22 protein-coding genes are annotated in these 24,680 nt (G+C 65.4%); 16 read left to right on the forward strand and 6 right to left on the reverse strand.

Annotated elements, in window-relative coordinates:
* Nucleotides 1-1,052: 1,052 nt before the first annotated feature.
* Nucleotides 1,053-1,832, reverse strand: coding sequence for a hypothetical protein (locus ITJ49_RS03325; protein WP_194601261.1), 780 nt, complete (start codon nt 1,830-1,832; stop codon nt 1,053-1,055).
* Between ITJ49_RS03325 and ITJ49_RS03330 the strand changes: the two genes are divergently transcribed.
* From ITJ49_RS03330 to ITJ49_RS03340, 3 genes are all read left to right on the forward strand, one after another.
* Nucleotides 1,821-2,621: a hypothetical protein gene (locus tag ITJ49_RS03330; RefSeq protein WP_194601263.1), complete on the forward strand. Its 801-nt coding sequence runs from the start codon at nt 1,821-1,823 to the stop codon at nt 2,619-2,621. The genes ITJ49_RS03325 and ITJ49_RS03330 overlap by 12 nt on opposite strands.
* 89 nt (nt 2,622-2,710) lie before the next feature.
* Nucleotides 2,711-3,193 carry a hypothetical protein gene (locus ITJ49_RS03335; protein WP_194601266.1) on the forward strand — a complete coding sequence of 161 codons (483 nt, stop codon included), beginning with the start codon at nt 2,711-2,713 and terminating at the stop codon, nt 3,191-3,193.
* A 116-nt stretch (nt 3,194-3,309) separates the two neighbouring features.
* A complete protein-coding gene (locus tag ITJ49_RS03340) occupies nt 3,310-3,726 on the forward strand; it encodes a helix-turn-helix domain-containing protein (RefSeq protein WP_194601268.1) in 417 nt (138 codons plus the stop codon).
* A 119-nt stretch (nt 3,727-3,845) separates the two neighbouring features.
* Here ITJ49_RS03340 and ITJ49_RS03345 read toward each other — a convergent pair whose 3' ends face one another.
* Entirely contained in the window at nt 3,846-4,439 is a 594-nt protein-coding gene (locus tag ITJ49_RS03345) for a hypothetical protein (protein ID WP_194601271.1), read from the reverse strand.
* Between the two features lie 477 nt (nt 4,440-4,916).
* On the opposite strand from ITJ49_RS03345, the gene ITJ49_RS03350 reads away from it, so the two are divergent.
* The 3 genes from ITJ49_RS03350 (at nt 4,917) to ITJ49_RS03360 (ending at nt 7,235) form a co-directional block, all read left to right on the forward strand.
* Nucleotides 4,917-5,054 carry a hypothetical protein gene (locus tag ITJ49_RS03350; RefSeq protein ID WP_194601273.1) on the forward strand — a complete coding sequence of 46 codons (138 nt, stop codon included), beginning with the start codon at nt 4,917-4,919 and terminating at the stop codon, nt 5,052-5,054.
* Nucleotides 5,055-5,250: 196 nt separating this feature from the next.
* Nucleotides 5,251-5,688, forward strand: coding sequence for a hypothetical protein (locus tag ITJ49_RS03355; protein WP_194601275.1), 438 nt, complete (start codon nt 5,251-5,253; stop codon nt 5,686-5,688).
* Nucleotides 5,689-7,037: 1,349 nt separating this feature from the next.
* Nucleotides 7,038-7,235 (forward strand): hypothetical protein, encoded by a 198-nt coding sequence (locus ITJ49_RS03360; protein ID WP_194601277.1) that lies wholly within the window; start codon nt 7,038-7,040, stop codon nt 7,233-7,235.
* A gap of 407 nt (nt 7,236-7,642) precedes the next feature.
* Here the strand turns inward: ITJ49_RS03360 and ITJ49_RS03370 are convergent, their stop codons facing one another.
* Nucleotides 7,643-7,999 carry a VOC family protein gene (locus ITJ49_RS03370; protein WP_055964175.1) on the reverse strand — a complete coding sequence of 119 codons (357 nt, stop codon included), beginning with the start codon at nt 7,997-7,999 and terminating at the stop codon, nt 7,643-7,645.
* Between the two features lie 235 nt (nt 8,000-8,234).
* Between ITJ49_RS03370 and ITJ49_RS03375 the strand changes: the two genes are divergently transcribed.
* The 3 genes from ITJ49_RS03375 to ITJ49_RS03385 are packed head-to-tail and all read left to right on the forward strand — an operon-like array spanning nt 8,235 to nt 11,123.
* Complete coding sequence (locus tag ITJ49_RS03375) at nt 8,235-9,197, forward strand: type II CAAX prenyl endopeptidase Rce1 family protein (protein WP_194601279.1); 963 nt, start codon at nt 8,235-8,237, stop codon at nt 9,195-9,197.
* Complete coding sequence (locus ITJ49_RS18055; protein ID WP_194601281.1) at nt 9,184-10,455, forward strand: histidine kinase; 1,272 nt, start codon at nt 9,184-9,186, stop codon at nt 10,453-10,455. The genes ITJ49_RS03375 and ITJ49_RS18055 overlap by 14 nt, the downstream gene beginning before the upstream one ends.
* Complete coding sequence (locus ITJ49_RS03385; protein ID WP_194601284.1) at nt 10,452-11,123, forward strand: response regulator transcription factor; 672 nt, start codon at nt 10,452-10,454, stop codon at nt 11,121-11,123. The genes ITJ49_RS18055 and ITJ49_RS03385 overlap by 4 nt, the downstream gene beginning before the upstream one ends.
* Before the next feature lie 35 nt (nt 11,124-11,158).
* On the opposite strand, the gene ITJ49_RS03390 is transcribed toward ITJ49_RS03385, so the two are convergent.
* Nucleotides 11,159-12,181, reverse strand: a complete 1,023-nt coding sequence (locus ITJ49_RS03390) for an LLM class flavin-dependent oxidoreductase (protein WP_194601287.1) — start codon at nt 12,179-12,181, stop codon at nt 11,159-11,161.
* A gap of 176 nt (nt 12,182-12,357) precedes the next feature.
* Here ITJ49_RS03390 and ITJ49_RS03395 point away from each other — a divergent pair, with 176 nt between their 5' ends.
* The 5 genes from ITJ49_RS03395 to ITJ49_RS03415 all read left to right on the forward strand — a co-directional run bounded on the left by ITJ49_RS03395 (nt 12,358) and on the right by ITJ49_RS03415 (nt 19,573).
* Nucleotides 12,358-14,259, forward strand: coding sequence for an ABC transporter ATP-binding protein (locus ITJ49_RS03395; protein ID WP_194601289.1), 1,902 nt, complete (start codon nt 12,358-12,360; stop codon nt 14,257-14,259).
* Nucleotides 14,260-14,337: 78 nt separating this feature from the next.
* Nucleotides 14,338-15,552, forward strand: coding sequence for an FAD-binding domain-containing protein (locus ITJ49_RS03400; protein ID WP_194601293.1), 1,215 nt, complete (start codon nt 14,338-14,340; stop codon nt 15,550-15,552).
* A gap of 211 nt (nt 15,553-15,763) precedes the next feature.
* On the forward strand, nt 15,764-16,294 hold the full coding sequence (locus tag ITJ49_RS03405; protein WP_228513904.1) for a PadR family transcriptional regulator: 531 nt from the start codon (nt 15,764-15,766) through the stop codon (nt 16,292-16,294).
* Between the two features lie 3 nt (nt 16,295-16,297).
* Nucleotides 16,298-18,073 (forward strand): AarF/ABC1/UbiB kinase family protein, encoded by a 1,776-nt coding sequence (locus tag ITJ49_RS03410; RefSeq protein ID WP_194601299.1) that lies wholly within the window; start codon nt 16,298-16,300, stop codon nt 18,071-18,073.
* A gap of 84 nt (nt 18,074-18,157) precedes the next feature.
* On the forward strand, nt 18,158-19,573 hold the full coding sequence (locus ITJ49_RS03415; protein ID WP_194601300.1) for an MFS transporter: 1,416 nt from the start codon (nt 18,158-18,160) through the stop codon (nt 19,571-19,573).
* A gap of 52 nt (nt 19,574-19,625) precedes the next feature.
* Here ITJ49_RS03415 and ITJ49_RS03420 read toward each other — a convergent pair whose 3' ends face one another.
* Nucleotides 19,626-20,801, reverse strand: coding sequence for an alcohol dehydrogenase catalytic domain-containing protein (locus tag ITJ49_RS03420; protein WP_194601302.1), 1,176 nt, complete (start codon nt 20,799-20,801; stop codon nt 19,626-19,628).
* A gap of 145 nt (nt 20,802-20,946) precedes the next feature.
* On the reverse strand, nt 20,947-22,668 hold the full coding sequence (locus ITJ49_RS03425; RefSeq protein WP_194601304.1) for a sodium:proton antiporter: 1,722 nt from the start codon (nt 22,666-22,668) through the stop codon (nt 20,947-20,949).
* A gap of 153 nt (nt 22,669-22,821) precedes the next feature.
* Between ITJ49_RS03425 and ITJ49_RS03430 the strand changes: the two genes are divergently transcribed.
* Complete coding sequence (locus ITJ49_RS03430; RefSeq protein ID WP_194601306.1) at nt 22,822-23,724, forward strand: NmrA family NAD(P)-binding protein; 903 nt, start codon at nt 22,822-22,824, stop codon at nt 23,722-23,724.
* 143 nt (nt 23,725-23,867) lie between these two features.
* The gene (locus ITJ49_RS03435) at nt 23,868-24,677 is read left to right on the forward strand and encodes a DUF1206 domain-containing protein (RefSeq protein WP_194601308.1); all 810 of its coding nucleotides are present in this window, start codon (nt 23,868-23,870) and stop codon (nt 24,675-24,677) included.
* The last annotated feature ends 3 nt before the right edge of the window (nt 24,678-24,680 follow it).

The following is a 24,680-nucleotide window of genomic DNA, read 5'->3' on the forward strand; positions in this document are numbered from 1 at the left end:
GGATCGATAGAGGGTCTCGCCACGCGTGCGCAAGCACTGGGTGACGGAGTTGCAGCAGCCCGAAGAAGGCAGTACCCGGGATCAGGCACCATAGGTACGAGCGCGCGGTGCAGACAAACGCAACCCACCTCCACCAAATCACTCGACCCAGATCACGACGCCGAGGCTTCGGAAGTCCAAGGTCCATGGCAGTGGGAAGTTCTACCTTCACTTGTTCTAGCCTTTCGCCGTCAAAAACGCGTCATCGCTTTTGTTCCGTTCGTCGAGGTGCACAGGATGAGCCCCCCGATACCGCAGGTACTCGGCACATTTTTGGGGTCCCTCCGCGACTCCCGGATGACGGGCAGACACGCGCCCATCTCGGGCGCACTCGCGAGAGAGCCAGCGCGATCGTTATCCCGACGAAAACCCACACCGCGTGGGGGGTCGTGACAGAGGTCTCGTTTCGTGTCGGCACCTCGTCGAGGCTGACACTAGGCCGCACGAAGAGCCACCAGGTGAGAGCCAAGGCCAGGGCCACGACTGGGGTGGCCAGATGCCACAGAAACTGCTTCATACGCCCACCGTAGGTTGACCGGGCCATCGACCGCTGCCAACGGCCTCTAAGCAGTCCTTTCGACACGGATCACGAGACCAAAGGCGGCCCCCCAACTTTGGTCGGATACGCGGTCCGGCGCCTTGGGGTGGCCCCGGGCTAGACGAATCGAGCTCCCGCTGCCGGAGGTAATCCGGCGCCACTCTTTGGATAGAAACCGTCGTACGGTGAAGGTTGGTTATCGTGCATGCCCAACCGACCTCGAGTCCTGCGAGCCGGTTCCTATCGACGCGACCCAAGTCTGGGGGAATGGGAGTTACTGTCAGTCGCTCTTGTGAGTCGATGAGACGTCTCGCTTATCTCTAGTTTTCTGAGACGCGTGAACCAGTCCCCATGTCCGATTGAGGCACCGTCACCGGAATCTATTCCGGACCACCTATCCGAGACGGCATGAACCCCGCAACAACGCGGCGGCCACGGTGGGACCAGTGGGTCCGGTAGCCGATCGGGCCATGAGCTATAGCGCCGCTTTTGGCCCGGTCGCTTGACCGCTTCGTGAGGCCAGAGTTGTTGCAATTCCTGCTGCAATGATGACGCCAAAGCACGCCAGTGCCGCCGGTGTGACGGGAACCGTTGTTGCGTCGTAGTGGCTTGAGATTACGAAGATCCCGAGGCGGCCGGCGATGAGCCCAGCCACGATTCCAAGGGCGACGACGAGTGTTTGGATGGTCAGAATCGACCTCGACCAGCGGCGATTTAGGCCTATGGCTACAAGGCGGGTGTTGTAGCCGCGAAGGCGTTTGCCTTGATCATCGATCACTAAGTAAAGGACGAGGAACGCCCCAAGGAGAAGGCCCACGAAGAAGACGTAGGTGGCGGCGGGAAGGACAGGCGCGGGTGGAGCTACGAAGTAGTGCACGAAGTCACTGTCGTATCCGCCTGCCACGGCGGCGGCTACCGCCTTTTGGATGGTCGCCGAGCTGACATCCGTGTAGATGAACTTGGAAGGGCTACTGATGGGCAGGCCGAGCTGTTGCGCCGTCTTGGTTGTAACCGCACCGGAGAACTGAGTGCTGACTGCTCGACTCACCCCCACGTCGAGAGTGTTGAGCTTGGGTGTTGTCTTTGACCGAAGCCCGCCGTTGGCGTAAACCGAGAAGCTCTGCTGCGCGGCCGAGCCACTGAAGTCGAGGACGCCGCCTGTAGCGAGGACTGTCTCGGCTGTCGAGGGGAGGCCGCGGGGGATGATCTTGGTGATGTCACTGGCAGTGTCCAGGAAGGCGACGTGGCAGACCACGCCACTAACGCTCGATCTTTCGGGCTTTTCGTGACTTCGATGTCCGAGGCAGCCAAGGAGTACGCCAAGAGTGCCCTGCGTCTCGGTGCAATGAGTTCACCCTTGAGAGTTGCCCCAGGCCCCGGCTCTGTCCGGGCAACTTTCATCGCGCCAATGCCGCACGCCCGCGACGATTCGGTCCATACCCCCCTCTCAGCGAAGGCTGCTGCCGACGATCCAATCTGGACCGAAAGCGACGTCTTCTCTGATTCCTTATGGGCCATCGCCACGGTTTTCAGTAACTCTGACCCAGACGGCCCTGAGGGGTTCTTGGATGGTGTCATTCAGACAATTCCGCTCCGAGCACGCACTCAACTGCGAAAGGTCGCCGAGCAAGTCGTTTCGCGAGATTGGCAGCTGTCAGGCGAATTTCGGAAGAAAGGCCTTGGCACTCATGGCGTCTCTCTCAATGCTCGGTCGGCGCGTTTTCTAGCTGAGCAGCTTTCGGTGCGTGACGTGCAAAGGCGCCAATGGACGACCACGGGGGTCATTAGTGGCCATCGGTGGGACCGCGGAATTATGTTTTTCTCCGCAGATGACCGTGCTCGCACCTTTGCGGCAAGCTTCGAGTCGTCCGATCTGGAGAAGACGGTCGCCAATTTGGCGACCGTGGAGGACAGGCGTGTTGAGGTCAGGTTTGAGGTGTACACGGCTATTGGTAAGGGGGCTGAGGAGGGCACGAGGAGTTACGTTCTCGCCGCAGTCCGGCCCATCGCGGAAGACACCCCATTGGACCTGACCGCTGAATAGGGATGAGTCGACCGGTGGCCGATAGCCGATCCATGGCCAGACGTCATGAGTTTCCTCTCGCCCGTCGGATCATCACGTAGGTTCGCCTCATGGGTGAGCTACGCGACGAGTATCTACTGAACCTTGAGGCCTTGAAGCTGACTTCTCAGCGTGTGCAGCTTGCATACAAAGGGGACCAAATTCAAGCCGCGGCGATCGAGGCCCACTTCGGACTTCACGCGGTCTATGACCTGCACGAGGCGTATTTCAAGCATCACGATATTCGCGGGCTGGAGCTACAAGACGATCATCTGGAGTTAACCGGAGGTGAATCTGTTGGCGCTCTGGCGCTTGCGCGTGGGGCTCGGACACACAAATTGGTGACAGTAGCTCGCACGGGTGGTTTCGGTGACCTGCCCTACGGAATGGGGCCCTTCGGTGCTGGTTGGATTTGGAAGGAAACCGCTTGGCAATCGGATCGTTTTGCTCGCCGTGCTGCCTGGTATGAGCAACGAGTTAAGTGGCGCTACCTCCATAACCCACTTGACGATGCATGGGCGTGGTTTGTAGCTAACGTTCCAGCTGTCGAGTAACCGCCAGGAGCGCTGCTGACACTTCGGGTGCCCGGAAAGGAATGGAGTCAGATGATGGGACGGTCTTCTCGTGGTTAGGGGCGTAGGCCATCTCCCGACTCCATCATCATTGGAGCGTGGTCGAGATCTCTTCTGTGCAACAACTCACTCTTGACGCGCCTGCCGTCGCGGTGCGCTTGGGGACGTCACCCAGGACGGTAAATATGTGGGCAAGTTCAGGGCGCTTGCCGGCGTATCGCGTGGGTAAATCCTGGATCTTTCTTACCACCGAGTTGGAGGTGTGGTTGGCAAGCACAGCAAACAGCCACGACGTACTTCCTGGCACCACGATCAACGGCATTTCTGATCCACTCGGAGATCTTCCGGAGCTGTTGAAGCCTGCTGAGGTAGCCGATTTTCTTGAAATCGCGCCCCAGACTCTGAGCCGATATTTCGACCGGAACGAGATCCCGTACTTCGATTCAGGGCCAGCCAAACGAATCTCGAAGTCGTTCCCGCGCGCCTTCCTTCAAATGGCAAAAATGGCCCGGTGACGCGGGCTGAGTAAGCCCGTAGTACGTCTCGATCGGTTAAGTGACAGCCCGGACGGTCGGAGGCAGTTTCGCTATAAGGCCAAGAGCAGGGCGGAGTGTGACCCAGGAAGCGTCGGCTTTCATCTATCGGACACCCAAGAACCGACACCTCGGTCGTGGCCAGCGGCGGCGTGGAACCACTCGGAGCATCGCCAGAGAGTCTGCCAGAGCGATTGTCCGGCTAGAAGATCGTCGTAGGCGCCGCGATGGTCCTGGTTTTCCTTGAACCGTCTATCGGCCGGTGGCAGGTCTTCGGATGGCCGCCAGATGAGGCCTTTGCTGAGCTTGATCACGGCATCTTTGTGGCCGAAAGCGGAAGTGTCATCGTGCTCAGCAGTGAACGGCAGCTGGTGAGTGTGCCTGTTCCGCACCCACAGGAAACCGCGGATATAGCGGCCGTGCTCGTCGGCGTCTCGCGCTGCTTTGTAGGCCTGCATGGACGCGGGTAGCTGGCGGAGCCCTTTCACCAACTGCTCGTCCAGGGCGGCAACCCACCAGGTACCTTCAGCGATCGCTGAGAAGGCTTGGCGTATCTGACTTTCATCTAGGCCCTGCAAGCGCACCAAGGCCCCGTCAATGGCTTCGAGGGCAACGGACGTTGCCGTGTCACCACTGAGACGGCGCGTGATTAGTGACCAGTCGATTGACTCATCCCCGGCATCGTGCGTAGTCATAGTCGTAGTCTTTCCGTGATCTTTCTGCCACGGCTTTAGGCCGGCGTGGAGCCAATACGCGACAAAAGGCAGCAGAACGTCGCTGCCGACCCCGGCTTTCCGTTGGAGGCGCCAGCGGGTGAACATGCCTGAAGCCCGGATCGTTTTAGCGGCTGTCGCGCTGATGAAACCCTCGAGAAAAACTTGGCGGCGCGCTCTTCGTCGCTTCAAGCTGCACCCCCGCTTCCCTTAGGAGGAATCTAGGTCGACGCGGTAATGCTGTATGCCCCCATTTTTAGGCCCTGAATTTTGGCCTTCGTCCATCACGGATGGTCAGAGATGAAGCTGGCTAAGGGGACGCACTTCGAACTCTCTCGGCTTGCGGGTCGATACACACCAAATCCGGTTGGGCATGCCCGTCGTAGGCGCGTAGAAGAGAAGGCCGAACCGGGCGGCCTTTCTATCAAGGCTTCAGCAGATGATGCTTAGGCGGCCTGTGTGGCAGAGCACGACGATCTGATCGCCTGTTTCAACAACGTGCCAGCCCTCCTCCTGGGCAATACTGACAATTTCATCCAAAACGCCAAGGCGATAGACATCGCCTATGTTCCGACGGACGATTCCCCCATCAGCTGATCTTGCTCGAAACATTTGGTCTACGAAGGCGCTCATAACGTGAAGACTAGTCATGTATTTGTCTTGGGGCTCGAGGGCGCTGCTACTTAGTGAGCGCATTCGTGACAAGTTGTCTCCATGCGCGCGATGTGTCATCTGCGGGCCGTGCGAGCTCCAATAGAAAAACTTGCTGAGAGAGTCGAATGGTGAACCACTGATGACTATTGGTCTGATCGTTGCGATAGCTGCTGCTATCGGGTCGGGAGCGCTCGGCGCCCTTATTGCCTGGCGTGCTCAAATCGGGGTGGTCAAGCAGAATCGCCGCTACGAGGCGGCGGGGCACCTCTGGGAATTTCAAAGAACCGTAAACGGCCTTGCGAAGAGCAGCTACAGGTCCGCCGGCTACGGCGAAGACATGATTGTCGTAGGACCAGCGTCGGCAGCAGACCTTCACGAGGCACAGAAGGCGGCCTACCCGTTTGCAAGTTACCTGCCGGCTGACAAGCGGGATCTCATAAGAAATCCTCAGCTAGGTTGGGGTGGAGACTTTGGCGACGATCTTGGGTCGGCAGAAGAGGTAGCGAAATCGGCAAGCCAACTCGCGGACGAGCTTGAGCTCGCCTTAGAGGGAGTCTTTAAACGAGATAGCCACTAGCTGGCTTGCGTCGCGACACGGGGGCATTCGCTGGCCGCGTAAACACGGACATATGTCGAGTCTGTGATGCATTAGTGATGCACGTCGGCCACGGGGGTCCTTCCAAGATCTTGTGCTGCCCGGCTGGAGAATTGAGCGTGCCGCCCGCGACGACATTGCCGCTATGGCTAGGTCGGCGGGAGTCTCAGCGTCGGTCTTCGTGGAGCTCATGGCTGCGCATACCAAGTCACAGCTGACCATTCAGGGCATTCCTTTGTGGATGCCTGAGAAGGATCGCGACGGGGAGTTGCTTATCGACCCGGCTTAACGAGAGAGGCCCCCCGCGACTAGCGGAGGGCCTCAAGCTCTTGCTCGAACCTGGCATTAGTTTGGCGACAGATCAGGATTCGAGCCTCGGACTCAGAACCGGCTTCTTAGAGCTGGGGCTTTGTCATGCCCACTGGAGAACCGGTGAGGAATAAGGCAAGTACAACTGCTGCATCGATGCTCACGCAGCCCGAAATGGTGGGCGCGTCGAAATCTCTTTTTTCAGATAATTTGCGGATAGGGCGTGCGGGATACGCTCGCGCCCGAACGGGGTACAAGTCGCCTGCTGACCGGGGGGCTTCGTTCGTCATTCCCGTGCCCGACTCGGAGTACCGCGGTCTGCGTTCGTGGACATCTCGCGAGGCGTGGCTGACGGCTGTGCAGAGCGTGCTTCATACCCCGGAGGGAGAAGCCCTGCGCTGTCGAATTTCGATCCGCCGCAAGACGTTCCTGCGCTTCTGCGAGGTTGAAGCCGACAGCGCTCACCGTCGTCACGGCCGGCACGTGGCCACGTCGCACGAGACGCTGGCACAGCGGCTCGGTATGAGCAAGATCACCGCTCGCAGGGCACGTCAGCTGATGGGTCTACTCGACTGCTCGGTGACACTCCGCACCGGCCGTAACCTCACGGTGGCAGAGGGCCTGGCAGCGACTGAGAGCCACGGTGGCAGGACGTTGGTGGAATACACGGTCACTCCCGAGGTCGGAGGGCTAGCTGCCCGTCCTCCGCCTAAAAGACTTCGAAACCATCGTCGACAATGGCCGCGTGCCAGTTTGGGTCGTACCGGTCGAGAACGTCGTTGCCCGACACATGGCTCCCCGCTTGGTCCCAAGCTAGCTCGAGGCGGTCCTAGGCAAAGAGGTCCAGATATGTGATCCGCGAAGCAGCAACCACTCGCGTGCTAGACCAGGACGCCACCGCCATTCATGGGATCGTTCTCCACGTAAGGGAGGCAGGAGTCGCCGGCGCCCTGAGCGATCGCAGGGTTCGCGCCTTGGACGGTTCGGTCGCGTCAGCGCCTCTTCTCCGCAATACTTGACAAATGATCAAAGTTGGCGACAGTGTCACCTCTCGAAACGGCGACTTCAGCGGACGAGTCCTCGGGACTCATGGGGCGGGAGCGGCCTTTAGCTACCAGTCCCTTCCTGAAGACCTGAACATCGCAGTCTTTGCGGTGCTGGATAAGAGCAGTGGCGAGATCCGTCACTTCACCCGTGAGGGCCTGGTCCTCACCGAATAACGACGTCTGGTCGGGCCCCTCTTCGAAGAGGACAACCTCGTCTTGGCTGGCGTGGGAAAGGTCGATGGCGTCCACCAACAGCCGGAGAGAAGCGTCGACCTGGGGCCCGGCGGCGATGGTCTTGGCGGACGCCAAGCAAATCGGACGCGGCCAAGCCCAAAGCCTTGGCCCTGTTTACGTTTGAGAGCCTCTCGGCCTACGAGGCGTACAGGACGAACTTCGGCATCGACCCGGACTTCATCGCCGCCGACAAGCTGCGGACAGACACCGGCTGCGTTCTCCGGTGGGACCGAACCCTCATGCGGCCTCTTCCGCCGAGGTAGCGTCGACCCACCGGTTACCTCGCATGCTGATCACGACAGCGGCGCCAGGGCACACAGGCGCCCTAGCGCTCCGCGAGCCTGCCACTAGCCCTGCGGCGGCGAGTACAGCTGCAGGTCGTTTCCTTCGGTGTCTTTGAAGGGCAGGATGCGCCCCCACGGGTGCTCACTGATCTCACCTTGGATGTCGGCGCCGTGGTCGTTCAGGCGAGCGAGCTCGTCTTCGATCGAGCCGTCGGGCTGGAACGAGATGACGGCGCCACCCGACGACGACACTGAGGCGTCTTCGCGGCCGTTGAGCCCGATCATGAGTCCGCCCGCGTCGAGCTCCGACCAGTCGGTGTCTTCGTTCTTCACTTCGAGTCCAAGAGTGTCGCGGTAGAACGCAACCGCTCGTTTCATATCCGTCACAGGAACCCAGACGGTTGCTACTCCATGTGCCATGTGTTCATCCCGCTTCTCTTCGGTCAGCACGTCTGACCCTCACTTAGCTCTACGCCCCTTGTGCGAGAAGTGCCGCGAGTACCGACGTGAGATGTCTGCCTGGACGGCGCGTCGGATCCTTTGCATCTTTCGACGCAAGGTTCAGCCGTGCGTTCTTTTGCCGGTCGTTCGGAGGAGGGGCCGTTCATAGCGTTGGGGTGTGGTCGTTCCGGGCCACCCGACCAACGGAGGCATTATGGCGACGATCATCGAGAACCGCCCCAAGACCGGCACGGAAGCCCGTGTACGAGGAGGGATCGGCGGCGTCATCGCCCGGCGCCCCCTGGTCAGCTTCTTCGCCCTTGCGCTGGGCTTGAGCTGGCTGGCGTGGGTGCCGTACATCCTCTCGCCGCACGGGCTCGGGGTGTGGAACATCCATTTTCCGGAGTTCCTCGGGTCGGCTCAGTTCTCGGGGGTGCTTCCGGGGGCTCTCCTCGGGCCGTTGGGCAGCGCCTTCCTGGTGACAGCGGTCGCCGACGGGCGTCCGGGCCTTCGACGGTGGGTGGGCCGGCTCTGGCGGTGGCGGGTCGGCTGGTACTGGTACGCGCTGGCTCTCGTGGGAGTGCCCGCCCTGATCGTGCTCTCGGGGCTGCCGTTCTCCGGCGGCAACGTGCAGGCGCCGTCAGCTCTCGCGCTGGGCGCGCTGGTGCCGGGGCTGATCGTGCAGATCTTCTCGACCGGGTTGTCAGAAGAACCGGGCTGGCGCGACTTCGCCCTGCCGCGCCTGCAGTCGCGCTTCGGCGCCCTCGGTGCCGCGGCCGTGCTCGGACCGCTCTGGGCCCTCTGGCACATGCCCCTCTACCTCAGCGACTGGGGCGGGTGGCCGACCGCGCCCTGGACCGACCCTCTCGTGTTCATCGCGTTCACGATCACGTTCAACGTGATCATGATCTGGGTGTTCAACCGCACCGGTCAGAGTCTGCCGCTGGTGCTGCTGCTGCACGTCGGCGTGAACAACACCATTTCGACGCTCTGGGCAGACATGTATCCCGGGATCACCGCCTCGACGATGCTGATCGGCCTCGCCATCCTGTCGACGATCGGCGCGACCCTGCTGTTGGCGATCACGCGAGGGCGCCTGGGGTACGACCCCGCCCGCGACGACGAACCGACGGCCGCCGGGGCCCGACTCGTAGGATCGACCGATGACCTCCGATGACGCACGCCGGCGACGAACGACCGTCGCCGTTGCGAGCGGCACGGCCCTCGTCGCCATCGGCCTCCTCATCGGTTTGCCCGCGCTCGACACCGTTGACGAAGTCGGGCCGGTCGGGTCGTACCCCGCACCCCTCGGCGGGGAGTGGATCGGTTTCGCCCTCGTGCTGCTCGCCCAGGCGGCGGTGCTCCTCGCCTCGGGGCGCTCTTCCCGAGCGACGCCGGTGGCGGTCGCCTTTCTCGCAGTCGCAGGATCCGCCGTCTCGCCGGGGGACTTCCACACCCTGGCGGAACTCGCCGTCATCGTCTCCGTCGCGCTCGCCGTCGTCCGGGTGCGGCTCGGCGTGCTCTGGCCCGCGCTCGCCGCGACGGCAGGTCTTGTTGTCGTTGCGGAGGTGACCAGTGGGATCCTTCGGGCGGATACGCCGTTCGCGGCAGCTCTGGGGCAGGGACTTCTGCAGGCGGCCGGAACCGTTGGACTGCCACTGCTCGTGGCCCTCGTGATCCGCTCGCGTCGTGACGAGCGATCAGCCCGCACCGCAGAAGCGTCGGCGATCGGTCGAGAGCAGGAAGCAAGGATCGACGCGGCGGTGTCGCGGGAACGGACCGCCATGGCGCGCGAGCTGCACGACATCGCCGCGCACCACCTCTCGGGGATCGCGCTGATGGCCGCTGTGATCGACCGTCAGATCGACTCCGATCCGGAGCGGGCCCACGAGGGCGTCCGGCAGGTTCGGGAGGAGAGCACGGCCGTTCTCGACGACCTCCGCCGACTGGTCGGACTGCTGCGCGACGACGCCCCGGCCGAACGGGCCGTCGAGACCGTCGCGGGGATCCTCGACCTTGTGGAGCGGACTGCGCTGCGCTCTGACGTCCGCCTCGCGATCCGCACCGCGGGCGATCAGACGCACCTCGCCGACGGTGTCGGACCCCTTGCGCAACTCGCCGCCTACCGAACCGCCCAGGAGGCGCTCGCGAATGCTGCCCTGCATGCCGCGGGTGCTCCGGTTACGGTGACCATCGACGATCTCGAGCCGTCCAGTGTGACGATTCGGATCGAGAACGGACCGGCTGCTGCGCCGGCCGCCTCGACCTCGTCTTTTGGAGGGAGTGGGGTGCGTGGAATGCGGGAGCGGGCCGATCTCGTCGGAGCTCGATTGCAGGCGGGGCCTACCGACGACGGTGGATGGCGGGTGGAGCTGACGCTGACTCGTGAGGCGCCTCTTGCCGCTGACGATGAGGGTGCCGGGGTGTCGGCGTGATCCGGGTGCTTGTCGCGGATGATCAGCCCCTGGTCCGCGCCGGAATTACCGCGCTTCTAGGCGCTGAGGCGGACATCGAAGTGGTGGCCGTTGCCGCCGACGGGGGAGAGGTGTTGGAGCTCGCTCGGCGCACCGCACCGGACGTCGCATGTCTCGACATCCGTATGCCGGTACGGAACGGCATCGAGGTCGCCCGTGAACTGTGCGGCCCGGACGCCGACCCGGTCGTGCCGGTGCTGATCCTCACGACCTTCGGTCTCGACGACTACCTGTTCGGGGCACTGGAGGCCGGGGCATCCGGGTTCTTGCTGAAGGACGCCGATCCCGACGTGATCATCAAGGCGGTGCGCCAGGTCGCCGCCGGGAACGGCACCGTCGATCAGGCGCTCACACGCCGAGTACTGCGGGAGTTCGTCTCGAGGCGGAGCCTGCAGCCTGTCACCGGTGATCGGGCCGACGACCTCCTGACCGTTCGTGAGCGCGAGGTCTTGATGCTTCTCGCCCAGGGGATGTCGAACGAGGAGATCGCGGCCGAACTCGTCGTCGAGGTGTCCACGGTCAAGTCGCACCTGGCCCGCATGCTGCCGAAACTCGGCGTTCGGTCCCGTCTCCAGGCGGTCGTGTGGGCGTACCAGAACCGGATTGTGGCGGTGCCGGGGGCGGAGTAGAGGGTGGCGGGTGCGGTTGGGCCGTGGTTGTCCAGCTAGGCAGTGGCGGGCGCCCAGCCGAGCTCCGGGCCGAGGTGCTCGGCGAGATCGGTGAGAATCTGCGCGTAGTCGTCGGGCTCGAGCGCGAAAGGCAACGCGAACGCGACCTCGTCGACGGCCTGATAGGCCGGGTCGGCGTGCAGCGTGTCGGCGATCTCGGCGGAGGTGCCGACGATGTCCGTCGCGAACAGCAGCTTGCCCGGGCCCTGGGGCACACCGACGCGACCCGCTCGCGATTCGGCGTACGCGGCGTAACGGGCCCGTTGCTCCGGCGTCGCCGAGTCGGTCGGCACCACGACGAGGCCTTGTGAGACGCGGGCGGATGCGGAGTGCCGATGGGCGTCTCGGTAGGCGTCGATCTGAGCGCGCTGGTTGACGGCGAAGTCGGTGCCCAGCTCGGCGCGAGTCACGCTCGACGCCAGCAGGTGGAAGCCATTCTCACCGGCCCACACCGCCGACCGCGTGCTGCCGACGCCGCACCAGAGACGATCGACGAGGCCGGGGGAGTGGGGCTGCACGATGTCGCTGAACTCTTCGATGCCCCGTCGTTCCGGTGAGGGGTTGACGACATCACCCCGCACCAGGTCGCGCAGTCGAAGGAGGCGGTCGTAGCCGAGGTCTTCGTGGTCGGCGGTGTCGGGGTAGATCGCGTCGCGATAGAGGTCGAAGTTCATCGGGGTTCCCGCCGAGAAGCCGGGGTTCAGTCGGCCGCCCAGCAGCACGTCGACGGTGCCCAGGTCTTCGGCGAGGCGGAACGGGTTCTCTGCTCCGATCGGTGTGACGGCGGTACCGAGCTCGATGCGGCTCGTCCGCTGCGACGCGGCGGCCATGATCGCGACCGGCGACGAGATGCCCGGCTGCAGATGCCGATGGCGGAGCCACGCACTGTCGAAGCCGAGCTGCTCGCCGCGCTCGATCACCCGCAGGGTGTCTTCGTGGCCGGCAGCCGGAGACGCGGGGTCGAACGACCCGATCGTGAGGAAGCCGAGACGTTGGAGAGGGGAACCGTGGACGGGCATGCCCCCAGTCTCGCAGGGACGCCGGGATGCGCGAGTTGGGTGCCCCATCCCTCTCGTTCGCAGCGCGCACACGCGCACGGCACGGCGCGCAGTGGGTTAGTCTCGCCCTGCTCCCGGCTGCACCACCGCCACGTGCACCGACCAGGCTGGGCCGGGGGTCGACGGAAGGAACCGCAATGAGCATGGAGTCCGCGGCCTGGAGCTCGCTCTACAAGATCTCGTCCGCCCGAGACGGAAAGCACGGTATCTCGCGTGCCTCTGTGCGTCGGATCCTGACGTTCTCGGTGCCCTACCGGGCCAAGCTGATCGTCTTCATCCTGCTGTCGGTCGTGGGAGCGTTCCTCGCGGTAGCGACGCCGGTGCTCGCCGGCAGGGTCGTCGACGTCATCGTCGCCAACGGCGCGATCGCCACGATCGTCTGGCTCGCGATCGGCATCGCCGGGGTGGCCCTGGCCGATGCCGGTGTGTCGCTCGTGACGCGCTGGTACTCGGCGCGCATCGGCGAGGGTGTGATCCTGGATCTCCGCACGGCGGTCTTCAACCACGTGCAGAAGATGCCGATCGCGTTCTTCACCCGCACCCGGACGGGCGCCCTCGTGAGCCGCCTGAACAACGACGTGATCGGGGCGCAGCAGGCCTTCAGCGGCACGCTGTCGGGCGTGGTCACGAACGTCGTGGCGCTGATCCTCACCCTCATCGTCATGCTCAGCACGTCCTGGATCGTGACCGTCCTCGCCGTGGTCATGCTGCCGATCTTCCTGATTCCCGCGCGCCGGATGGGCAGTCGCCTCGCCGCGCTGCGCCGTGAGGCCGCCGACCACAACGCCGCCATGAGCACGCAGATGACCGAACGTTTCTCGGCCCCCGGTGCCACCCTCGTCAAGCTGTTCGGCCGGCCCGACGACGAGGCCGAGGAGTTCCGCGTGCGCGCCGCCCGCGTGCGCGACATCGGGGTGCGGGCCGCGATGCTGCAGTTCGTCTTCGTGACCGCCCTGACGCTCGTCTCCGCTCTCGCCCTCGCGCTCGTGTACGGGCTCGGCGGTTTCCTGGCGCTCCGCGGCCAGCTCAACACCGGCGACGTGGTCACCCTGGCGCTCCTCCTCACCCGCCTCTACGTTCCGTTGACCGGCCTCGCGAGCGCCCGAGTCGAGATCATGAGCGCGGTGGTCAGCTTCGAGCGCGTCTTCGAGGTGCTGGATCTCGAACCGCTCATCCAGGAGAAGCCCGATGCCGCCGCCGTTCCCGACGGGCCGGTGGCCGTCGAGTTCGACGACGTCCGCTTCGCCTACCCGTCGGCGGACAAGGTGTCGCTCGCCTCCCTCGAGGAGGTCTCCACGCTCGACACCCGCGGCGGCGATGAGGTGCTCCACGGCATCTCCTTCCGGATCGAACCGGGGCAGACAGTCGCCCTCGTCGGGACGTCCGGTGCCGGCAAGTCGACGATCGCGCAGCTTCTCTCGCGCCTGTACGACGTCGACAGCGGCGCCGTGCGCCTGTCGGGAACGGATGTCCGAGACGTCAGCTTCGCGTCCATGCGGCAAACCCTGGGCATGGTGACGCAGGACGGCCACCTGGTCCACGAGACGATCCTCTCCAACCTCCGTCTGGCGAGGCCGGAGGCGACCGACGACGAGGTGTGGGACGCCGTCCGACGAGCACGGCTCGAACCGCTCATCCGGTCGCTGCCCGACCAGCTCGACACCATGGTGGGGGAGCGCGGCTACCGGCTCTCCGGGGGTGAGCGTCAGCGGATGACGATCGCGAGACTCCTGCTCGCCCAGCCGCGCGTCGTCATCCTCGACGAGGCGACGGCGGCCCTGGATTCGACGTCGGAGGCCGCTGTGCAGGCGGCGCTCAGCGAGGCGCTCGAGGGACGGACCGCCATGGTGATCGCACACCGCCTCTCCACGATCCGGAGCGCGGACACGATCCTGGTGATCGAGGACGGATCGATCGTGGAGCGTGGCACGCACGAGGAACTGCTGGCCATGGGTGGGCGGTACGAAGAACTCCACCGGACCCAGTTCGCGGTGCAGAAGAACGTCGCGGCAGACGAGGAAGCGTTGAGCCCCAGCTAGTCGCGTCGCGACACCGGCGCTCGCCGGATCAGCCCCCTTTGTCGGCCTTTGCGGCGTCGCGGGGCGCACGATGGAGCAGTGTTCATCTCCACCCGATCCGCCGGCCTCGACGCGCTCGAAGAGTTCGTCCCCCGCGCGGGCTCCGACTACGCCCGCAACCGCAATCACGACCTCGGGGTGTCGAGGGACAACGTCTCAGGGCTGTCGCCCTACGTGCGCCATCGCCTGGTGACCGAGCAAGAAGTCGTCGCCGCCGTCCTCGAACGACACAGTCTCCGCAGCGCCGACAAGTTCGTGCAGGAGGTGTTCTGGCGCACCTATTGGAAGGGCTGGCTGGAACAGAACCCCGAGGTGTGGCGTCGCTATCGCCGCGACGTGGGGGAGTTCGCGACCGGGGACCTCCCGGAGGCCTACCGCGACGCCGTGGCCGGGCGGACCGGCATCGACGCGATGGACGCCTGGGTGCACGAGCTCATCGACACCGGCTACCTGCACAACCACACGCGGATGTGGTTCGCAAGCATCTGGATCTTCACCCTCGGCCTGCCCTGGCAGCTCGGCGCCGACTTCTTCTACCGGCATCTGCTCGACGGAGACGCGGCGTCGAACACGCTGTCGTGGCGGTGGGTCGCCGGCCTACAAACCAAGGGCAAGACTTACCTCGCATCGGCCTCCAACATCGCGCAGTACACGGAGGGCCATTTCTCGCCTACCGGGCTCGCCAGCGAGGCCCGAGCGCTCGCCGAAGACCCCCTCCCGCCCCGGGCGGCCATCGAGCCGAACGACGTCGTGGGGCAGCTCGGCGATCGTGTCGGCCTGCTGCTGCACGAGGAGGACCTCGAGGCCGGCAGCCTGCTCGCGGAGCAGCCCGGGCTCGCTGACCGGCTGGTGGCGACCGCCGCAGTCGCTGACTCGGGAGAGCGGTCTCCGTTCGCGGCGTCGGAGGCCGTGGCGGCGTTCACGGCGACGGCCCTCGACGATGCCGCGGCCCGCACTCTCGATGCCGGCGCACGCCCGGCCCGGATCCTCGCCGACACACTCCCCTCGACCGTCCTGCGCTGGGCGGAGTCCGAACAGCTCGACACCGTGGTCGTCCCCTTCGCACCGGTCGGCCCCGTCCACGAGAGGCTCGAGAAGCTCCGCCCGATCCTCGCCTCGGAAGGGGTCGCCCTCGTCAGCGTCCGCCGTCGGTGGGACAGCCTGGCGTGGCCGCACGCGTCGCGCGGGTTCTTCCCGTTCCGAGAGCAGATTCCGACGCTCGTACGCCAGCTGGGTGTTGCGCCCTCGCTGTGACCAGAAAGACGGCAGGATCCGCCGGCTAGGCCCGAACGCTTGAGGACGAGTCAGACGAGACACGCCGTCCAGGGCCGAGATGTATCGTCAAGATCCGCCTTGCGTCCTGAAGGGACACCCTGTTATGCGCTCGTCGTCTTCGCCCGGTTTCGATCTGCGGGGTGCCGTCGAGGGCCTCCGGCAGACCTTCGCTTCCCCCTCCACAGCGGACTTGAGCTCTGACGTCCGAGAAGGCGGCGACATCCGGGCGGCTGTTCTCCGCGAACTCAGCGATGAGTCGATGCACGGCTACCAGATCATCCGCGCCATCGAAGCCCGATCCGGCGGTGCGTGGAAACCGACCCCTGGTGCGGTCTACCCGACTCTGCAGGTGCTCGACGATGAAGGCCTGGTCTCGGCCGAGCAGGTCGGTGAACGCAAGGTCTATTCGCTGACCGACACGGGGCGCGTCGCCGCTGCTGCCGCTGCCTCCGCTGCTGCCGACTCTGCCTCTGCTGCTGCCGACTCTGCCAACGGCGGCTCTGCCCACGCCGGCTCCGCCGCCTCGGGGTCAGCTAAGGCACCGCAGCAACCGTGGGGTCAGGGTGTTCACGGAGCTCTCGCTCTCACCAAGTCCGCCGCGAAACTGGCCCAGGTGATGACGCTCGTCGCCCAGACCGGCACGCCCCGGCAGACCGAGCGGGCCGTCGCCGTCGTGGATGAGGCGCGCCGCAAGCTCTACGCGATCCTCGCCGAGGAGTAGGGCATGCCGCAGGCCAGTGGCACGCCCGCCGCGCCGCAGACCAGCCGAGCCTCCCGGAAGCGCTACCGCAAGATCGTGCGGTTCGCCTGGATCTTCCTCGCGCAGGCCTGGTGGTACGAGCTTTTCCTCCCACGCATCGGTCTTCGGCGGTTCGCCGCCCGCGGTCGAACCGCGAGGCTGCAGTTCCTTGCCCAGCGCTTTCGCGTGCTGGCGGTCGACCTCGGCGGCCTGATGATCAAGGTCGGGCAGTTCCTCTCGGCGCGACTCGACATCCTCCCGCCGGAGGTGACGAACGAACTGCAGGGATTGCAAGACGAGGTGGCTGCGGAGCCATTCGACAAGATCCGCGAACAGACGGTCGCCGAGCTGGGCATGCCGCTGGAATCCGCCTACGCCTTCTTCGATCCGACTCCCATAGCCGCGGCATCCCTTGGTCAGGCGCACCGGGCGCGGCTCTCGCCTGCGCTCGCCGCCGACCTGGGATTCGAAGACGTCATCGTCAAGATCCAGCGACCCGGCATCGACGAGATCGTCGCTGTCGACCTGGCCGCGTTGCGCCGCATCGGCGGCTGGCTCTCGCACGTGAGCCTCGTGTCGAAGCGCGCCGACGCCCCCGCACTTGTCGAGGAGTTCGCCGTGACGAGTCTGGAAGAGATCAACTACCTGCACGAGGCAGCGAACGCCGAGCGCTTCACCGCCGACTTCGCCGGAGACCCCGTGGTCGAGGCGCCGGTGGTGGTGTGGGAGCGTAGCTCGCTCAGGGCGCTAACTCTCTCGGACGTGTCGGCGATCAAGATCACCGATGTCGAGGCCCTCAAAAGGGCGGGAATCGATCCGTCGGCAGTCGCCGACGAGTTGGCACGCGTCACCTTCCAGCAGATCTTCGTCGCCGGGTTCTTCCACGCCGACCCTCACCCGGGCAACATCTTCGTCACCCCGGTCGCCGCGGGATCCAGCAACGCAGGATCCGACACGGCAGGATCCGACACGGCAGGATCCGAGACGGCAAGATCCGACACCGGTGCCGGCGTGAAGTGGCACCTGACCTACGTCGACTTCGGCATGATGGGCGAGATCTCCGACCCACTTCGCGCCGGCCTGCGGAACTTCATCCTCGCCGCCGTCGGACGCGACAGCCGAGCCCTGGTCGCGTCGCTGGGCGAACTCGGTGTGCTGTTGTCGACGGCCGACACCGACGAACTCGAACGTGCCATGTCGGCGCTGTTCGATCGCTTCGGCGGCTTGGGTATCGCAGAGCTCCAGACCATCGACCCGCGCGAGCTGGAGGCGTTCGGGCGGCAGTTCGGGGAGACGATCCGCGTCCTCCCCTTCCAGCTGCCGGAGAGCTTCCTGCTCCTGATCCGCACCATCTCACTCGTCTCGGGAGTGACGAGCGCCCTCGATCGCGACTTCAACATGTGGGACGCCGTCGACCCCTTCGCTCGCACCATCCTCAGCACCAATGGCCGGGATGCCCTTCGCGATCTGCCCCAGCAGGCGCTGGCCTACGGCACCACTCTCGCTCGGCTACCGAGGAGGATGGACGAGCTCGCGACCCGGATCGAGCGCGGTCAACTCGCCGTCCGGACACCCGAGGTCGACCGCCGTCTTCGGTCGGTCGAGCGTTCCGTCAACCGACTCGGATCGGCGATCGTCTTCGCGGCCCTGCTCGTCGGCGGCGTCTTCCTGCGGTCGACCGACGAGGTGCTCGGCACGGTTCTCATGGCGACGGCCGCGGTGCCGCTGCTGCACCTCGTCGTCACGCTGCGGAGGCGCTAGCTCACGGTCTCGAACACGGCACACGAGTCGTCCCCTGCCCAGGACCTCGATCCCCGACGTTGGCGGGCCCTGTTCGTCATGCTCATGGGCCAGTTCGCCGCGCTGCTCGACGTCAGCGTCACGAATGTGGCCCTCCCGTCGATCGGACGCTCGACGGGCGCGGGGCCGGCGGAGCTCCAGTGGATCGTCAGCGGGTACATCCTCGCGTTCGGCCTCATGCCCGTCATCGGCGGACGGCTCGGCGACACTCGTGGGCGGCGCCGCATGTTCATCATCGGGGTCTCGGGCTTCGTGCTCGCCAGCGCCTGCGTGGGCCTCGCTCCCGTGCCGCTCGTGATCATCGCCGCCCGGGTCGTGCAAGGCCTCTTCGGAGGCATCATCGGGCCCCAGGTGTCCGGTTACATCCAGAACGCGTTCCCGAAATCCGAGCGCGGCCGGGCGTTCGGCGGTCTCGGGCTCTCGGTCGGCGTCGGCACAGCCCTCGGGCCCGTCATCGGCGGCCTCCTGATCGCTCTCGGTGGCTCCGACTTCGGGTGGCGGCTCGTGTTCTTCATCAACGTGCCGATCGGCATCGTCGCGGTGATTCTGGCGCGTCGATGGGTGCCGAAACAGGAGCCCAAAGGATCCGGGTCGGGCCGGCTCGACATCGCCGGTGCGGTTCTCCTCGGCGCGGCGCTGTTCTTCGTCCTGTTCCCGATCGTCGAGGTGAACGAGGTACACAGCGGCTGGGTGTTCGTCTTCTTCGTCCCCGCGGCGGTCTTCCTCGTCCTGTTCCTCCGCCGCGAGTCGCGGCTCACGCGCGAAGCAGCGTCACCGCTCCTCAACCTGCAGCTCTTCCGTGTTCCTACCTTCGTGACCGGGGTCGCCTTCGCTGTGGTGTTCTTCTGCAGCAACACCGGGATCCCTCTCATCCTGTCGCTCTACTACCAGAACGGCCTCGGCTTCACTGCCCTGCAATCGGGCCTCGGCGTGTCAGCGCTGGCGCTCGGCTCCGTGCTCGGGGCTCCTGTCGCGGGCCGACTCGTGCCGCGCATAGGGCGCCCGCTCGTCGTCGGCGCGGTGTCGGTGTTCTTCGCCGGCACGATCGTGATCGGTGCCGTGATCCAGGGCGAGCCCGACCTCACCGACCCGGCCACCGTGATACTGCGTCTCGCGGTGCCGCTGTTCGTGCTCGGAATCGCCGGTGGCGCCATCGTCACCCCGAACCAGACGCTCTCGCTCATGGACGTCGATCCGCGCATGGGCGGGGCCGCGGGCGGTGTGCTGCAGACCGCCCAGCGGATCGGGTCGGCTACCGGGCAGACCGTCCTCGGCACGGTGTTCTTCGCCCTGCTCGGCTCGGCTGTCGCCTCCCGGACCGAGGGCATGCCGGCATCCGAGGTAGGTACCTTCGCCGACGCGCTCAGTCTCGCTCTGATCGTCTCACTGGTGTTCTCCGGCGCGGCGCTCACGCTCGGGCTCGTCGACCTGCGACGCAAGGCAACACACCACCGGCCCTAGCGAGTGTTCGCTAGGGCCGGTGTCACAGCACTGTTAGTGGTTGGCGACCAGGTCAGGGCTTGAGGACGACCTTGATGCAGCCGTCGCCCTTGGTCTTAAAGAGGTCGTACATCTCAGCGGCCTGCTCGAGCGGCACGGGGTGCGTGACGAGGTCTTCGGTGCCGAGGGGATCCGCAGGATCCTCGACCAGCGGCATCAGGGTTTCCGTCCACTTCTGAACGTTGCACTGCCCCATGCGGAGGCTGATCTGCTTATCGAAGAGGTTCAGGAACGGGGTCGGGTCGGCGGTGCCGCCGTAGACACCGCTGAGCGACACCGTGCCACCGCGGCGGACGACATCGAACGCGAGGTGCATGGCGCCGAGGCTGTCGATGCCCGCCTTCTGCATGACGGCCTGGCCGACAGCGTCGGGAAGAATGCCGGCCATCTTCTGGAACAGCCCCACCGCACCGTGCTCGTGGGCTTCCATTCCGACGGCGTCGAGGACGGAGTCGGGGCCGCGGTCGTCGGTCATCTTCTTGATGATCGCCGAGACGTCGTCGGTGAGATCGAGCGTCTCGACACCGTGGCGCTCGGCCATGGTGCGGCGCTCGGGAACGGGGTCGACGGCGATCACTCGGTAGCCCTTGTGGACGCCGATGCGGCTGGCGAACTGGCCGACCGGTCCGAGACCGAGAACGACGAGCGTGCCGCCGTCGGGAACTTCGGCGTACTCGACGCCCTGCCAGGCGGTCGGAAGGATGTCGCTGAGGAACAGGTACCGCTCGTCGGGCAGGGTGGCGCCGACGGTGATGAGGTTGAAGTCAGCACGCTGAATGCGAAGCTGCTCAGCCTGTCCGCCCGGGGTCTGGCCGTAGAGCTTCGAGAAGCCGTAGAGGGTGGCGCCGGAGTCGTACTCGGTGACCTGAGTGGTCTCGCACTGCGAGAACAGGCCGCGGTCGCACATGAAGCAGTGACCGCAGGCGATGACGAACGGGACGACGACGCGGTCGCCGACCTTGATGCGCGAGACCTCGGTTCCGACGGCGGTGACGATGCCCATCGTCTCGTGGCCAAGGACGTCGCCCTTGTCGAGGTACGGGCCGAGGGCGTCGTACAGGTGCAGGTCACTGCCGCAGATTGCTGCCGAGGTGACTCGGATGACGGCGTCGGTGGGCTCGATGATGGTGGGATCGGGGACTTCTTCGACAGACACCTTGGTGACGGCCTGGTACGTGAGAGCTCTCATACTTCAGGTCTACTCGGTCTTTGGTTGGCGGCCTCGGAGACTCGGAAGATTCGACCCCGGGCTGAGAGAGGAGTTAGTGCTGTTCCGTGAGTCAGATCGCAAAATGGACGCTCGCGAGTGAGCCGCCCTGAGCGTCACCTCCTCGTCACCTCCTAGGAGTGAGCCGCGTCTCTTCGAGATCGAGCATGCGTTGCGCTTCGGCCAGCACCCGAGAGGAATACGCACCGCGGCTCCTGGCATCGAGGAGGCGTTCTCGCTCCGCTTCGACGATCGCGAGCCGGACCTGCCGGTAGACCCGGTGGGGGGTCTCATCGGACGACGACACGTTCTTCTCCGATCGCTCCCAGGCGGACTCGGCTCGAAGGAACGATGCCTGGCGAGCGCGTTCGAGCACGTCGGGGTCGACCCCATCGACACTGTCGGTGGCATCGTCGGGGTTTCGGATCACTTCGAGGGCGCCGTAGCTGATCTCGTCCAGCAGAGTCGCGAGTTCACGGCGGTCGTCGTACCGGTCGACCCCCTGGATGCGGAGGACGCGAATCAGAAGGGGCAGGGTGGCGCCCTGGCCGATGAGCGTGGTCACCGCGACGACGAACGCGATCAACACCAGCTGAGGTCGGTACGGGAAATCGGGGAGAGACTGGGCGGCGGCAAGGGTCACGACGCCGCGCATCCCGGACCACGACAACACGAGGCTGCCCTTCCAGTCGATTCTCTCGGCACGCAATTGATCGAGGTCCGCCCGCTGCCGCTCATAGCGGAGGGTGGCGGTCTGGCGTCGCCGGTTCGCGATCAGCCCTCGTTTCGGAAGGCGTAGGTCGTGCTCGAGGGAGAGCCAGCGCCGGAAGGTGTCCCGCTCCTTATGCCGCTCCCGAAATTTGAGGGCCAAAACGAGTGGGCTGAGCCAGGCGAATCGCAGGGCGATCAGCCCGATGGTGATGAGCAGTCCGATCCCGATGGTCTCCGCGACGCCGGTCTTGCCGGAGCTGTGGACTTGCTCGATCAGGGTGCGGATCTCGAGCCCGATGATGAGGAACACCGCGTTCTCCAGGAGGAACTGGATGGTGCGCCAGTTGATCCGATCACTGATCCTCGCCTGGGCCGTGAACCGGCTCGGACTGGCATGCCCGGAATACAGCCCCGCGACGACCACGGCGAGGACGCCGGAGGCGTGAGCGGCCTCGGTCGGGATGAAGGCGATGAACGGAACCGCGATCGAGAGGGCGGTGTCGAGAACCGGGTCGGTGAACTTCGACCGAACCACGACCGTGGCGTATCCGGCAGCGAGACCGATCACGACCGCGACCACCACGGCGAACAGAAAGTCTCGGCCGGCCGACCAGGGCGTGAGAAAGCCGCCGGCAGCCGCTGCGGTGGCGGAGCGCAGAAGGACTAAGGCGGTGGCGTCGTTCATCAATCCCTCCCCCTCCAGCACCGTGAGGAGGCGGGGCGGCAACCCGAGGCGGCGGCCGACCGAGGTCGCCGCAACAGCGTCCGGCGGGCTGATCACCGCGCCCAAGGCGAAAGCAAGGGCGAGGTTCAGGCCCGGGAGAAGCAGGTGCAGGAGAAGTCCGGCGCCCGCGGTGGTGAACAGGACGAGCAGGAACGAGAGGCTGGCGATCGACTCGAAGTTGCGGCGGAAATCAACCACGGGCACGCGAATTGCGGCCGCGAACAGGATCGGCGGCAGGAGACCGTCAAGGATGACGTCGTGCGGAATCTCGATCGCAGGAACCCCGGGGATGTAGGAGAATCCCACACCCACGAGCACGAGGATGATTGGCGCGGCCAAGCCGAGGCGTCTGGAGAACGCCGCCACGATGACGATGACCGCGATGCCGATGACGGCGAAGAGTTCCAGCTGCACTGGCTCACCGTAGTCGGGTACACGAACTCGGTTGACCACTGCCCGGAGTTGCTCGCACCTTCACCAACGGACAGCCTTGTCAGGTAGGCATGAGTCTGACCGAACGATCCCGCCGCCCGCTTTCTTCGACCTCACACGATTGAGACGTTCCTCATGACCACAACCATCCTCGTTGCCGGCGCCACCGGTGATCTCGGCCAACGCATCGTTCGCGAACTCCTGCAGCACGATGTCCGGCTCCGGGTCCTCACCCGACCCGGCTCCGCATCGGCCTCCGCGCTGTTCGGCGATGACGACCCCATCGAGGTCGTGAGCGCCGCCTACTCGGACCACACCGCGCTGACCGCCGCGTCCACCGGGGTCGATGTGGTCGTGTCGGCCGTCAGCGGCATCCGGCCCGTGATCGTCGATGCGCAGCGCGCTCTTCTGAAGGCTGCCGTCGCCGCCGGAGTGCCGCGTTTCATCCCGTCCGACTATTCGGCCGACTACCGTTCGATCGCCCCCGGCAGTAACCGGAACTTCGAGATCCGTCGTGAGTTCGCAGCCGAGGTCGACGCGGCGCCCATCCAGGCGACGTCGATCCTCAACGGAATGTTCACCGACCTGATCGCCGGCGAGGCGCCGATGATCCTCTTCGACCGTCGGCGGGTCCTCTTCTGGTCGTCCGCCGACCAAATTCTCGACTTCACGACCAAAGACGATGTCGCCCGGGTCACCGCCCTGGCAGCCCTCGACGACACGGCGCCCCGCGTCATCGAGATCGCTGGCGCCCAGGTGACGGCCCGCGACATCGCCCGGACGCTGACCGACCTCACCGGCACGCCCTTCAAGCTGCAGTGGGCCGGCACGACCGGGACCCTGTCCGTCATGAGCAAGGTCGTCAAGCGCCTGTCCAAGAACCCCGACGAGACGTTCCCGGCCTGGCAGGGGATGCAGTACTTCGTCAGCATGTTCAGCGGCCACGCGCAGTTGCGGCACCTCGACAACGACCGCTACGGCACCCACACCTGGACGACCGTCCGCGACGTCCTCGAGGAGCACCTCGCCGGCGCCTAGGTCGTGGGCCGAGATCGCAATTGCGGTCGGGTGCAGCCGACCACAAGTGCGATCTCGGCACGCACGAGGCCACGGGGCGCGAGCACGGTGCCGTCATGGCCCAGAATTGCCCCACGACGCACCACCAGCTATCGGAGAACGCCATGACCAGCCCCAGTGAGATCCGCTCCGCCGCCGGGAAGGTCGGCGACAGCCACGCCCTCGAAGTGCTCGCACGGGCCGGATTCGCCGCCAGCGGCCTCGTCCACCTCCTCCTCGGATACCTCGCGATCCGCGTCGCCCTGCACCAGGGCGGTAAGTCTGACCAGTCGGGCGCCCTCGCTCAGGTCGCCAAGCTCCCCGGTGGCACGATCATCCTGTGGCTGACGGTCGTCGGCCTGTTCGCGCTGGGGCTGTGGCTGGTGATTCAGGCGGTGCTCGGTATCGGCTCGTCTTCGAAGAAGCGCTGGGTGCGCAGCCTGGTCTCCGCTTCGAAGGCGGCTGCCTACGTAGCCCTCGGATTGACGGCGGCACAGACCGCTCTCGGCAGCGCTACGAGCTCCACCAGCACGTCCACCAATGCCAGCGCATCGATTCTCACGCTGCCGGGTGGTCGGATCCTTCTGATTGTCGTCGGCCTGATTGCTATCGGAGTGGGCGTCTACTTCGTGGCGAAGGGATCGAGGCGGAAGTTCCTGGATGACATCGCCCTGCCGTCGGGCAGCACGGGTCGCGCCATCACCGGCCTCGGCATTCTCGGCTACGTGGCGAAAGGCGTCGCCGTCTTCGTTGTCGGAATCCTCTTCATCGTCGCTGCCGCCACGCTCGACCCGCAGAAGGCCTCCGGTCTCGACGGCGCGCTGAAGGCGCTCGCCGCATTGCCTTTCGGGCAGGTGATTCTGATCGCCGTCGGGGTGGGGCTCATCTGTTACGGGGCGTACAGCTTTGCGCGAGCACGCTTTGCACGTCTGTAGCCG

The organism is Frondihabitans sp. VKM Ac-2883 (assembly GCF_015350875.1).
Lineage (GTDB): Bacteria > Actinomycetota > Actinomycetes > Actinomycetales > Microbacteriaceae > Frondihabitans.